Source organism: Lelliottia sp. GFLA7 (assembly GCF_056490165.1).
Genome location: NZ_JBWLAQ010000002.1, coordinates 912,994 through 926,206 on the forward strand (window position 1 = coordinate 912,994; position 13,213 = coordinate 926,206).

Annotated in this window: 12 protein-coding genes; 3 read left to right on the plus strand and 9 right to left on the minus strand. The window is 49.5% G+C overall.

The annotated features are described in order from the left end of the window. The first annotated feature begins 259 nt into the window (after positions 1 to 259). A complete protein-coding gene (locus AC07RN_RS09895; protein WP_072241889.1) occupies positions 260 to 430 on the plus strand; it encodes a YfgG family protein in 171 nt (56 codons plus the stop codon). Here AC07RN_RS09895 and AC07RN_RS09900 read toward each other — a convergent pair. Further along, positions 399 to 1,310 (minus strand): LysR family transcriptional regulator, encoded by a 912-nt coding sequence (locus tag AC07RN_RS09900; RefSeq protein WP_478336236.1) that lies wholly within the window; start codon positions 1,308 to 1,310, stop codon positions 399 to 401. The genes AC07RN_RS09895 and AC07RN_RS09900 overlap by 32 nt on opposite strands. A gap of 98 nt (positions 1,311 to 1,408) precedes the next feature. Between AC07RN_RS09900 and AC07RN_RS09905 the strand changes: the two genes are divergently transcribed. Further along, positions 1,409 to 2,599 carry an MFS transporter gene (locus AC07RN_RS09905; RefSeq protein WP_478336237.1) on the plus strand — a complete coding sequence of 397 codons (1,191 nt, stop codon included), beginning with the start codon at positions 1,409 to 1,411 and terminating at the stop codon, positions 2,597 to 2,599. 90 nt (positions 2,600 to 2,689) lie between these two features. Here the strand turns inward: AC07RN_RS09905 and AC07RN_RS09910 are convergent, their stop codons facing one another. The 4 genes from AC07RN_RS09910 to guaB all read right to left on the minus strand — a co-directional run bounded on the left by AC07RN_RS09910 (position 2,690) and on the right by guaB (position 9,626). After that, positions 2,690 to 4,369 carry a glycoside hydrolase family 43 protein gene (locus tag AC07RN_RS09910; protein WP_478336238.1) on the minus strand — a complete coding sequence of 560 codons (1,680 nt, stop codon included), beginning with the start codon at positions 4,367 to 4,369 and terminating at the stop codon, positions 2,690 to 2,692. Between the two features lie 65 nt (positions 4,370 to 4,434). Next, complete coding sequence (locus AC07RN_RS09915; protein WP_478336296.1) at positions 4,435 to 5,874, minus strand: MFS transporter; 1,440 nt, start codon at positions 5,872 to 5,874, stop codon at positions 4,435 to 4,437. A gap of 645 nt (positions 5,875 to 6,519) precedes the next feature. Further along, a complete protein-coding gene (gene guaA, locus AC07RN_RS09920) occupies positions 6,520 to 8,097 on the minus strand; it encodes a glutamine-hydrolyzing GMP synthase (protein ID WP_015959994.1) in 1,578 nt (525 codons plus the stop codon). A 62-nt stretch (positions 8,098 to 8,159) separates the two neighbouring features. Further along, complete coding sequence (gene guaB / locus AC07RN_RS09925) at positions 8,160 to 9,626, minus strand: IMP dehydrogenase (protein WP_015959995.1); 1,467 nt, start codon at positions 9,624 to 9,626, stop codon at positions 8,160 to 8,162. 158 nt (positions 9,627 to 9,784) lie between these two features. On the opposite strand from guaB, the gene xseA reads away from it, so the two are divergent. Beyond that, entirely contained in the window at positions 9,785 to 11,158 is a 1,374-nt protein-coding gene (gene xseA, locus AC07RN_RS09930) for an exodeoxyribonuclease VII large subunit (protein ID WP_478336239.1), read from the plus strand. On the opposite strand, the gene AC07RN_RS09935 is transcribed toward xseA, so the two are convergent. From AC07RN_RS09935 to AC07RN_RS09950, 4 genes are all read right to left on the minus strand, one after another. Next, complete coding sequence (locus AC07RN_RS09935; protein WP_478336240.1) at positions 11,155 to 11,370, minus strand: zinc ribbon domain-containing protein; 216 nt, start codon at positions 11,368 to 11,370, stop codon at positions 11,155 to 11,157. The genes xseA and AC07RN_RS09935 overlap by 4 nt on opposite strands. A 469-nt stretch (positions 11,371 to 11,839) precedes the next feature. Beyond that, positions 11,840 to 12,112, minus strand: coding sequence for a hypothetical protein (locus tag AC07RN_RS09940; protein ID WP_478336241.1), 273 nt, complete (start codon positions 12,110 to 12,112; stop codon positions 11,840 to 11,842). Further along, the gene (locus AC07RN_RS09945) at positions 12,096 to 12,644 is read right to left on the minus strand and encodes a DUF2778 domain-containing protein (protein WP_478336242.1); all 549 of its coding nucleotides are present in this window, start codon (positions 12,642 to 12,644) and stop codon (positions 12,096 to 12,098) included. The genes AC07RN_RS09940 and AC07RN_RS09945 overlap by 17 nt, the downstream gene beginning before the upstream one ends. Then, the gene (locus tag AC07RN_RS09950; protein ID WP_478336297.1) at positions 12,644 to 13,090 is read right to left on the minus strand and encodes an Hcp family type VI secretion system effector; all 447 of its coding nucleotides are present in this window, start codon (positions 13,088 to 13,090) and stop codon (positions 12,644 to 12,646) included. The genes AC07RN_RS09945 and AC07RN_RS09950 overlap by 1 nt, the downstream gene beginning before the upstream one ends. Positions 13,091 to 13,213 lie beyond the last annotated feature (123 nt).

Below are 13,213 nucleotides of genomic sequence, written 5' to 3' on the forward strand. Positions count from 1 at the left end.
TTAGTGCTCAATGACCGGCAGGAATTGACTTAAATCAAACTACATGGTTCAAAAAAGGGTTTATGACAAGATAATTGTGCTGTTTTCTCTTTTCTATCAAAGCGGTAAATACTTGAATCATCTTCGATAACAATAATTAATTTAAACATTGACGATTTTTTACACTTAGCATAATTGACCCCCTCTTCCCGCTGTGCCTTAATAGCCGCATCGCTCGAAAGGGTATGCCCAGGAAAATACAGTGAGTCAGGCAACGCGTATGCACAAACGACATCGATTTAACACTCGAATGACCCGCATTATATTGCTGATAAGCTTTCTGTTTTTCTTTGGTCGCTTCGTTTATTCCTCCATTGGCGCCTGGTATCACCATCAGGACAAAATCCAGTCTCAGCAGGTCACTCAGCCACTGGATACCACAAACCGCTAGCCTCCTGACGCAGCAACCGGATCACTTCAGCGATTCCTTTACCGAGAATTTTGTCCTGGCGCATCACGATACCTAACTGCCGATGCAGAATGGGATCCAGTGAACCGACGGTCAAACCTTCGCGATCCGCTGCATGCTGAACCGCCATTCTCGGGACAATACTGAATCCCAGCCCTGCTCTCACCATCCGTTTGATGGCTTCTATACTGCCTAGCTGCATCACTGGCGTGACAGAAAAAGCACTCGCCTGGAACCAACCGTCGGTGAGTGCCCGCGTTCCGCTCCCGGATTCAAACGCAATCAGCGGTAGCGTATGCAAAACAGATGGGGTGAGCTGCCCCAGGCTGTCACCCTGCTCGCGCGCAATAATACAGACAAACTCCTCATCAAGAATCGGCATAACATCCAGCGAACGACCGCTTGCCGGAAGGGTTACAAGGCCGATATCCAGGCGGTTTTCCTCCACGGCTCGGACAATATCAAGCGTATTGCCCGTGGTCACGCCCACGCTTAGCAACGGGTGATCCTGCCGCAGTTGCTGTAATAGTCGTGGCAAAAGATGAATGCATGCCGTTGCGCCCGTCCCTATTGTCACTTCGCCGCTTATCTCGTCACTCAACGATCTCACCGAACAAATCGCCTCATCGACCACGTGTTCAATGCGGTCACTATGTTTCAACAATACCAGGCCTGCGGCCGTGGCTTTGACGCCGCGCCCGGTGCGTTCAACTAAACGCGTCTGGAGAAACTGTTCAAGCTGGCGAATCTGCAAACTTACCGCAGGTTGAGAAAGGCCAAGCGCATCCGCAGCAGCAGAAAAACTGCCGCGCTGGATAACCAGTCGGAAGGTAGCCAGATTACCCAGATTCAGCGTCGTCATCGCAAAGTTTCTCTTATAGAGGTCATAAACACAGGGGCCTGCCAGCACCATACCGCGCACAGTATGCTAAGGACAACTGCCTAACGGAATGAAAAATAATGAAAACGCCAGCCGTCCCCCGCCTGCTTTCGCTTGCCGCCGGAAGCAACCAACTTATCAACTGGGGAATTTCATTTTATATGCCGGGGACATTCGCTCGCACTATTGCGACCGATACGGGCTGGTCGTCGCCACAGATCTATCTGGGCTTGACGCTTGCCATGCTGGTAATGGCCGCTGTTTCACCGTTTGTGGCCCGATTGCTGACCCATTTTGGCGGGCAGAGAGTGGTGATGTGCGGCACGCTACTCATTTCTGTTAGCTGCCTGATAATGGCTGAATCACACTCTCTGACGGGCTGGTATTGCGCCTGGCTGCTGGCGGGAGTCGGTATGCGTCTGTCTTTGTACGACGCGTTGTTTGCATCGCTTGTGAATCTTTACGGGCAAAATGCGCGACGGATGATTTCTCGTGTCACTCTGGCTGGCGGACTCGCTTCTGCCGTTTTTTGGCCGCTCGGTGCAGCGTTACTGACATTGATGAGCTGGCGAGAAGCGCTGCTGATTTATGCTCTTTTCGGGCTAGTGAGCGCGGCGTTGATTCGCGTGCTGCCCAATCAGACACTTGCAGTAAGAACTTCACCTAAAAACCCTGTCGCCACACGACCTCACGATCGCCTGAACGCCTGGCTCTATGCTGCGTTTATCGCGCTGATCACGTTTGTCTCGAATGGGACATCCACGCACCTCCCCGAATTTATCGCGAACGCTGGTTTGCCCGTAGCGATTGGGATGCTGTGGGGTATTGGCCAGACGGGTGCACGTTTGCTAGACGTGATGGCTGGCGCGAAATTAACGCCAACGCAGCTCATGCTCATCACTGCCCTCGCCATGCCATTGTGCTTTTTGTTGGGAATAAGCAGCTCGGTGTTTATCGAATCTGCCGCCGGGTTTGTTCTGGGATATGGCGCGATCAACGGCCTGGTCACGATCGTCAAAGCCACCCTCCCCCTGGAACTCTTCGCGCCTGAGGACTATGCACAGCGAACGGGCGTGCTGCTGATCCCCGCCCAGTTAATGGCTGCGATATCGCCTTTTGCGTATGCGGGATTAAACAAAGCATTAGGGGTAATCGGCTCGATGTGGGTGTCGTGGGGATTAACGCTAATTATTGGCGGCCTGGCGATAGGGATTGCCGTGAAACAAAAACAGCAATCCCTTCTGTCACGGGCAGAGAGCACTGCGCCGTAAAAGGCTTTAAGCACGGCTTGCCGTGCTTATTGGTAACCGCCTCATCATGACCGGGCGCTGCACTTATCATCTGAATTCACGTTTTGGCGTTTAATAAACACGTAATTCAGATGCCTCCCAACTGTAAGTGCCGTTTTCAACTAACGCATCGCCCAACTCCTGATATTCGAAATTGTAAAACTCTGCGCTGGCGGCATAACCCGAGTAGTCCACCACGGCCAGGCCAACGAATGCGCCGGTAAAGAATCCGCCATAGCTTTGCAACACATAATCATCTGAAAGCACGGCGGAATCTAATTTGACAGGGATTTCAGTGAATGTGATCCCATTAAAGCTATATTCATACGTATAAGTTTCCTTGCGAACTTTCGTGCGGAACCAAACATATTCCGTACCTTCTGGGATCTTGATTGCTTCATCTTTAAGATGTGACGTATATTTCCCGCGATTATTCTCACCGACTTCGATAACGGCGCCATTAATTTCATTCCAGGTAATGAAAACAAAACTCCAGTGGCGATCGTTATAATAATTCGTTAACCCTGCCATTTGTTGATAGTTAAAGGGATTAAATTTTACTTTAACGTGCGCATCAAAATAAAAGGCTTGCCAGCGTCGGGCAATAAGCGAAAGGTCATGTGTATTCGCCAAAGAACCCTGGCCAATTAACGTCAGCTTCCCGTCGCCAGTTGTACCCATTTTTTCGGTGAACGGGACACGGAGTGTATTCCAGTTAAGATCAAGTGTCGGCGCTTTAAATTCATCGTACTGGCTATGATCTTTTGCGCTTTCGGTGTAAATGGCATCGGTTGGGCCTTCGACAAATGTTTTGCCACAGTGACCGCCATCGATACGCGGCCAGCCCTCTTTATCCCAGTACACTTTCTGGATAGACGTTTCTCTGCCAAGGGTTGACCAGCCACGAGGATCGTAAACTGACTCACCAGGACGGTTCCACGGGCGCGCACAGAGCGAAGCATAATACCATTCACCTTTAGGGGTTGAAACCAAGGAGCCATGCCCTTGCTTCTGAATGTAACTGTCAGGCGTATCGACATTCGTTAAGAATACTTCCCCTGGCTGCGTCTCAAAACTATTGGCATCTAACGTTTTGGAACGTGCCACAACCTCCTGGTGGGTAAATACTGTTCCCCCCTGAGCAGCAAAGAGATAATAATATCCGTTCAGTTTGTAGAGATGTGGCCCTTCAACGAGTGCAACGGCTGTGCCTCGATAAAGAGTACGCGCTGTTTCAGGTTTTAATTTCAGAGTCTGCGTATCAAGTTCAGTTAACGTAATTCCATCAAAGGGGTGATGATATTCTCTGTGATCCCAGGTTTGCTGAACGATATATTTACGCCCATCGTCGTCATGGAACAGTGACGCATCAAAACCCACACCATTAAGTTTAATCGGATCGGACCATGGACCACGAATATCTGTCGCGGTGGTCAGATAGTTTGTCATGTCTTTAAAAGCGCCTTCTGTGATTTTCACATCCGTATAAACCAGCCAGAATTTGCCATCAGCATAAGAGAGAGCCGGAGCCCAAATCCCACCGGATGAAGGATTACCTTTCATATCTAAAAGCGCGGTAGTCGACAGCGGGCTTGGGAGAAGATTCCAGTGTTCAAGATCTTTTGATTCATGCAAACGAACACCTGGGAACCACTCAAATGTAGAGTTTGCAATATAGTAGGTGTCCTCAACACGGATAATGCTCGGGTCCGCATTAAATCCACGTAAGATAGGGTTTTGAATAAGCGACATATCATTAGACCTTTTCTGAGAATTTTATTTTATATATTCACTTCGATTTATAATTACGTTTCAAACTATACCCGTATCTCATCAAGCTGACGGTTGATGTCTGTGACATTTTCGTCAGAGATTGGATAGATTTGAATGACAATCATCGAAATAGCGGCTAGAACGATGGGTATCCAAACCGCGGTGATAATTATTCCATCGATCGCATTTGCGCTTTGATTCGCGCCCGTTTCGTTAAAGCCATAAGCAGCGAGTAACCAAAGTGGAATTGCGCCACCAATAGTAAAACCAATTTTGAAGAAGAGTCCCATAATCGCATTAATGATCGCGGCATTTCGCTTACCCGATTTTAACTCGCCGTAAGCAATCACTTCAGGGACAAGTGCCCACATGAAACCTGTAGCCGAACTTAAGCCCCACTGTTTAATAAATGTTGCGATATAAGCAAGCCAAAGTTCATCATGCATTCCTGCGCGTGACCAAATGTAAGTCAACAACTGCCCCACAATAAACATGCCGAGGAAGAGATGGAAGAAGCCTTTTTTACCAAAAATTTTCTTAAGTCTTGACCAAAAAATAGGGAATAAAATGCCCGGAATTGAGGCAACAAGACCGATAGCCCCCATCCATTCAGAATGGTTAACAACGTATTGATTGAAAAATCCATTAACGGTATTCATGAAAAACATGAACGTGAAGGCTAACATGAAAAATAACCCGAGAATGATGAGCGGTCGGTTATTTTTGAGTTCAAGGAACAGATCTGTCGTTTTAACGTTGGCCGTTTGTTCTGCAGTCGCTACGACACGTTCTTTGGTAAATTTATAGCAGATGAAAAGCGCAATCGCGCCTAACACCATATATATCGAATAAACGCCAAACCAGGCATAATTCGCTGAGGGATCGGTGTAGTTCCCCATATTGAGCTTGAGACCAAAGAAACCCGTATCCTTGAGGCTTCGATCTTTTGGTGAAGCCATTTGTACAAACATGGGGAATAACGTATAGACAAGCAGATTGGCACTATTAGCCAGCATCATGCGTGTGCTGGTCAGTTTATCAATAGATTCCGGATCTCTTGTCAGAGAGGCATTGAGAGAACCATAAGGAATGTTCACAACGGAATAAACCAAATCCAGTGCCAGATAAACGATAAATGCAAATGGAACTGAACCTCGGATACCTGGGATAGGTGCAAACAGTAAAGCAGACAGAATAACAAGTGGAACGCCAGCCCTTAAAAGCCAGGGACGATATTTCCCTGCAGGCGAACTTCGTTTATCCACATAGGTCCCCACCATCGGGTCCCATAAAACATTTATGATTCGGACAAAAAGAAATATAAACCCTGCTGTTGCTGTACTGATGGTATTGACAGTCAACATATGAAGAGCCAGAAACCCACCAATTGTACCGAACACAAGGTTTTGAGCAAAGTCACCCATCCCATAACCAATCCGCTCGCTGCGGGTTAATTTATGATATTCATCATGCCGGTGTTGCAATATTTTTTCACTCATTCTAATCCAATCTCCGGTTTCTTTTGTGAAGGTGGGAGAGTTTCTGACACAGGGCCCCCGGAGAATCCATTACGTTTTTAAATTAAGTAATTATGTTTTTTTATTTCTGTGATCATCGATACAAATGTCATTTATAAACCCTATATTCAAAATGGTGATTATCAGCTCTCAAAATCACCGCCCTGGCAAGTGAATAGCCCTCGTAAAATTGATATTTTTATCACCTGTATTTCCTGAAAAAACTAGCTCCGCAAGGCTAATATCGTGTTTTATACATGACAGTCATTTTTGGGATATCTGTCACGTTTGAGTATTATCTTAACGCAAGAGTGAAATAACGTAATTGAGCAATCGGCGGGGAAAATACAGGATACGCTATAGTCATATATTTGTTGAAAACTAACTTAGGAAATTCATTATGTCAGTTTATTTTGTTCAATTCGCCTGAAATCAATTTGGACAACCAGCCGATAAAAACAACGTCTCAAAATAGCCGCTCACAGGACTAAATTCAGAAAAAGGGATGATGCGCTGCAAACGTGTTATGCCAGAAAACGCCAGATACAAAAACAAAAAAGCCCGCAGTGACGCGGGCTCGGAAGTCTGTTCAGCTTTACGCAGGACGTGAAATCATTCCCACTCAATCGTCGCTGGCGGCTTACCGCTGATGTCGTACACGACACGGGAAATACCGTTCACTTCGTTGATGATGCGGTTAGACACGCGGCCCAAGAAATCATACGGTAGGTGCGCCCAGTGTGCCGTCATGAAGTCGATGGTTTCTACCGCACGCAGGGAGACTACCCAGTCGTATTTGCGGCCATCGCCCATCACGCCGACGGAACGAACCGGCAGGAACACGGTGAATGCCTGGCTCACTTTATTGTACAGATCGGCTTTGTGCAGTTCTTCGATGAAGATAGCATCAGCACGACGCAGCAGGTCGCAGTACTCTTTCTTCACTTCGCCCAGCACACGCACGCCAAGACCTGGTCCCGGGAACGGGTGACGGTACAGCATGTCGTATGGCAGACCCAGCTCAAGGCCAATCTTACGCACTTCGTCTTTGAACAGCTCACGCAGCGGCTCAACCAGACCCATCTTCATCTCTTTCGGCAGGCCGCCCACGTTGTGGTGAGATTTGATGACGTGTGCCTTGCCGGTAGCAGAGGCAGCAGACTCGATAACATCAGGGTAAATCGTACCCTGTGCCAACCACTTCACATCTTCCAGACGCAGCGCTTGCTCGTCGAAGACTTCAACAAACACGCGGCCGATAATTTTACGTTTTGCTTCCGGATCGTTCTCGCCTGCCAGTGCGGTCAGGAAACGCTCTTCGCCTTCAACGTGAACAATGTTCAGGCCGAAGTGGTCACCAAACATGTCCATCACCTGCTCGGCTTCGTTCAGGCGTAACAGGCCATTATCGACGAATACACAGGTCAGATTTTTACCGATAGCACGGTGCAGCAGCATGGCCGTTACGGAGGAGTCAACGCCACCGGACAGACCGAGGATCACTTTATCGTCGCCAACCTGCTGGCGGATACGCGCAATGGCGTCGTCGATGATTTTCGCTGGTGTCCACAGGGCTTCACACTGGCAGATATCGCGAACAAAACGATCCAGCATGCGCATGCCCTGGCGGGTATGGGTCACTTCCGGGTGGAACTGCACGCCGTAGAAGCGTTTTTCTTCGTTGGCCATAATGGCAAACGGACAGGTTTCGGTGCTAGCAACGGTCACGAAGTCTGACGGAATGGCTGTCACTTTATCGCCGTGGCTCATCCACACGTCCAGCAGCGGTTTACCATCTGCGGTCAGGGAATCTTCAATGCCACGCACCAGCGCGCTATCAGTCAACACTTCGACCTGCGCGTAACCAAATTCGCGCTCGTTAGAGGCTTCAACATGGCCGCCCAACTGCATCGCCATCGTCTGCATGCCGTAGCACACGCCAAATACAGGAACGCCTGCTTCAAATACATACTGCGGCGCGCGTGGGCTGTTGTCTTCAGTGGTACTTTCCGGACCACCAGAAAGAATAATGCCGCTTGGGTTAAATTCACGGATCTGTGCTTCCGTGACATCCCATGCCCACAGTTCACAATAAACGCCAAGTTCACGAACGCGACGAGCAACAAGCTGCGTGTATTGGGAGCCGAAGTCCAGGATAAGAATGCGATGTTTATGAATGTTTTCCGTCATTGACGATAATTCCGAGGCAAGTGAAACAAAGCGCCCGGCATTAAGCCGGGCGCGGAAACTTATCAGGAGCCTAAACGGTAGTTCGGGGACTCTTTAGTGATCGTGACGTCGTGAACGTGACTTTCCTGGATGCCCGCACCGCTGATACGTACGAATTCCGCTTTAGTACGCAGCAGATCGATGGTACCACAGCCGGTCAGACCCATACAGGAACGCAGGCCGCCCATCTGCTGGTGAATAATCTCTTTCAGATGGCCTTTATACGCCACGCGACCTTCGATACCTTCTGGCACTAATTTGTCAGCAGCGTTATCGGTCTGGAAGTAGCGGTCGGAAGACCCTTTGGACATCGCGCCCAGAGAACCCATCCCGCGGTAAGACTTATAAGAACGGCCCTGGAACAGTTCGATTTCGCCAGGAGATTCTTCAGTACCCGCCAGCATAGAGCCCACCATCACCACGCTTGCGCCAGCCGCGATGGCTTTTGCGATGTCGCCGGAGAAACGAATACCGCCATCAGCGATAACCGGAATACCGGTACCTTCCAGCGCTTCGACAGCGTCGGATACCGCTGTGATCTGCGGTACACCTACGCCGGTAACGATACGGGTCGTACAAATGGAGCCAGGACCGATACCGACTTTAACTGCGCTGCAGCCGGCTTCTGCCAGAGCACGCGCGCCAGCACCCGTGGCCACATTGCCGCCGATGATTTGCAGGTCAGGATATTTCGCGCGGGTTTCGCGGATACGTTGCAGAACGCCTTCGGAATGGCCATGTGAGGAGTCAATCAGCAGAACATCAACGCCTGCGGCAACCAGCGCGTCAACACGCTCTTCGTTGCCCGCACCTGCGCCAACCGCAGCACCAACGCGCAGACGGCCATGCTCGTCTTTACAGGCGTTTGGTTTACGCTCTGCTTTCTGGAAGTCTTTCACGGTGATCATGCCGCGAAGATGGAAGCTGTCGTCAACAACCAGCGCTTTCTCAACGCGTTTTTCGTGCATTTTGGCCAGCACGACATCGCGCGTTTCGCCTTCACGCACGGTAACCAGACGCTCTTTTGGCGTCATATAAACACTGACGGGTTGAGACAGGTCAGTCACGAAACGCACGTCACGGCCAGTGATGATACCCACCAGTTCGTAATCTTCGGTAACAACCGGATAGCCCGCAAAACCGTTACGTTCAGTCAGCGCTTTGACTTCCGCCAGCGTGGTGGTTGGCAGAACGCTCTGTGGGTCGGTGACAATACCGGATTCATGTTTTTTCACGCGGCGAACTTCTTCAGCCTGGCGCTCAATAGACATGTTTTTGTGAATAAAGCCGATGCCGCCTTCCTGTGCCAGGGCGATCGCCAGGCGCGCTTCAGTCACGGTGTCCATTGCCGCAGAGAGCATAGGAATGTTCAGGCGAATGGTTTTCGTCAACTGCGTGCTGAGATCGGCAGTATTCGGCAGAACGGTAGAATGAGCGGGAACGAGGAGGACGTCGTCAAACGTCAGTGCTTCTTTGGCAATACGTAGCATGGGCAATATCTCTGACCTGGAGGGTTAAATATTGCCGTGGCATTATACAGAGCGTAACCGATTGCATCTACACTTTTTTATAAAAATGCTTGCGATCGTGTCTCATCAGGTTACTATCGATTGAATAACTTGCTGATTTAAAATTTGATCCCGCTCACATGTTATCTTCCCAAAGCCCCTCAATTTATACCGTTAGCCGCCTCAATCAATCGGTTCGTTTACTGCTCGAGCAGGAAATGGGACAGGTTTGGATCAGCGGTGAGATTTCCAATTTCACGCAACCCTCATCCGGTCACTGGTATTTTACGCTTAAAGACGATAACGCTCAGGTGCGCTGCGCGATGTTTCGCAACAGCAATCGCCGCGTAACGTTTCGCCCTCAGCATGGCCAGCAGGTGCTAGTCCGCGCCAATATCACACTGTACGAACCGCGCGGTGATTATCAAATCATCGTCGAGAGCATGCAGCCCGCAGGCGAAGGGTTGTTACAGCAAAAATATGAGCAGTTAAAGGCGAAGCTGTCAGCGGAAGGTCTGTTCGATCAGCAGTTCAAAAAGCCACTGCCCTCCCCTGCGCACTGCGTCGGTGTCATTACCTCCAAAACCGGTGCAGCGCTGCATGACATTCTGCATGTGCTGAAGCGTCGCGACCCCTCCCTGCCCGTCATTATCTACCCAACAGCGGTTCAGGGTGACGATGCGCCGGGGCAAATTGTTCGCGCGATTGAGCTGGCAAATGCGCGTCATGAGTGTGACGTGTTAATTGTTGGACGCGGCGGCGGGTCCCTTGAAGATCTCTGGAGCTTTAACGATGAGCGCGTCGCGCGGGCGATTTTTGCCAGTCAGATACCCGTCGTAAGCGCCGTTGGGCATGAAACCGATGTCACTATCGCCGATTTTGTATCGGATATGCGTGCGCCGACGCCATCAGCAGCGGCTGAAGTGGTGAGTCGAAATCAGCAGGAACTGCTACGCCAGATGCAGAACGGGCAACAGCGTCTTGAAATGGCGATGGACTATTTCCTGGCTAATCGCACGCGCCGCTTTACTCAATTGCACCATCGGCTGCAGCAGCAGCATCCACAGCTGCGACTGGCGCGCCAACAAACCGTACTGGAACGCCTGCGTCAGCGCATGAACTTCGCGCTGGATAATCAGCTTAAACGCGTTGTTTCTCGTCAGCAGCGCATGACTCAGCGGCTGAATCAGCAAAACCCGCAGCCGAAAATTTACCGGGCGCAAACCCGTATTCAACAGCTGGAATATCGTCTCGCCGAGAACTTACGCGCACGTTTGAGCACGACGCGAGAACGTTTTGGCAATGCCGTTACCCATCTCGAAGCCGTCAGCCCGCTCTCCACGCTGGCACGTGGCTACAGCGTGACCACAGCGACGGATGGCAAAGTGCTGAAGCAGACCAAACAGGTTAAAGCGGGGGATTTGATGACGACCCGCCTGGCAGATGGCTGGGTAGAAAGCGAAGTGAAAGGCATAACGCCTGCCAAAAAAACGCGTAAGAAAAAGCCGGTTTAAACCGGCTCAAACTCAACACGCTTTTTTGAAATCAACCCATGACCGTTCTGGCAGAAATAATCGACCGCACCGCAAGCCTTTAAGACCTGAAGAGGCAGCTGGCACTCAGGGCAACGCGCCACCAGAGCGATATCGTTACCACAGTTGCCGCAATGCGCCATCCCATTTTCAGGCTCAAGCGTTGCCTGGCATGCCGGACAGATAATCGTCATTGTGACTCCTCAATTGAATGTTAGTGACACGAGCATTCTAACATGACGTCGTGAATACCCGCTGTAATCGCTGCGATCATTCTACCGCCCTGAGCCGTTGTGAATCCCAGCAGATAAAAAACAAAAACCTGACAGAGTCGCGCTTTATCGTGCAATGACTCGCTTTCTTGATGTGAAAATACAACACGACATATTCTATTGATTTTTATACATTTTAAATCTAATAAAATCTTTGTGTACTTCCTTGTGTATCTTAAAAACTGAAGCGCTGGTTTTTGTATAAAATTCATTAAATCCATGAGGATAAATTTTTTTGCGTTTGACTTCAAAATACTCATAGTAAACACAGTGCGCCGCGTACTTTTTGCATATCAGTTCACCCTATGGCTTCCAGAGATTCCTCCCCTTCCCGTCAGCTTTCTACATGCAGATATTTAGACAAAGGCGGCATGATTGCCGCCTGAGTGATTTAGGTATTACGCTCCAGCCAAACTACCTTTTCCCCAAGGAATACAGCCACAGCTGCCGTCAAAGCATTAAACACGATGTACATAGTGAAATAGTTATCGTCTACGCGATCAGGGTAAGGTCCCAGTTTCTCAGTCGGAAAGTAATTCATCAAGTTCGTGACGGTAAATTTCAGGCTTTCGGCCAGCGGGTTGAATACCCCTGATAGCATCAGCACAATCGTGATAGCCAGAAACACCAGCAGTCGAAACGACCATTTAGCTGGACTTGACATCACAACTCCCAGACTTATCACCAATTACCGTTACTTCACCATAAGCCCAGAGCTTATCCCCCTGCAGAACGCGATGTCGGTGGGATTTTAATAGCTCAGAGCGCACCACGTAAAAGTCACAGGACAAGAAAAAGGTTATACAGCCCTCACTGATCCCTGATCCATCTGGCCGTGGTGGATGTAAACGGAAATGACCGCACTGGTAGTGATGGCGTGCATCAACGTCAAAGTTCATGTAATCATCAATGATTCCATCCTTTCTGAACAGCGCAAACCAACCGTAATAGTTATTACCTGTATATGCGTGCTTAAACCAGGTTTGAGTATGGGAGTAAAAACCACCTTCCGGGCGGTCAACTATCCAGTAACTGCCCGGAGGAACGGTCGCGTTCGTCATGTATGAACTTTCTGGTTTGTTTGCCAGATCGCCCAATCCGGAAAAAACAGGAAACGAACCAACGCCGCCCACATCCAAACGGGCCACCCGGCCTTCGTCATAAAGATGATTAAAATCGACTCTGCAACTAATCATTAAGCCACCACTCGCTGATTCCATGAGTCTGTATATGAAATATTCCCTTCGAGATAGAGCCAGGTAATGCTTTCATACGCCAGCGAAATTGATTCAGTAGGATTATTCATCTGGCCGCCAGTGTTCTTAAAGTTGTGCATCACCGGGGTAACGGCCACCACCTTTACGTTTTTCAAAATGATGTGCATGAATTCCTCCTCTACGCCTGCGTCATTAATCCGATACCACTTAATGATCGCCTGCTGGAGCGTCTCGCCCTGACAAACTGCACGGTTCAGGTAAGGCGTAGCCTTGTCCAGCTCTTTCGTGAAACTTAACTGGTCATGCACGCGTGTTCCTGTGAGTTTGCCGAAGGTATTATCGTAGGGGATGTGTACGCCATGGTTAAAACTCTGCATTTCAATAGCGCCCTCACGAAGCAGCACATTGCTACTTCCTTGGACCAGGGTTCCGCCTTAAGCGAAGTGTTTTGCATGCTTCATATCTGCTTTAACCGGATAGCGTCCAGTAATAAAAAAAGCCCGACGCATTGCGGGCTTCTGGGATTTTTGAAAGCGGATGATTTTTAA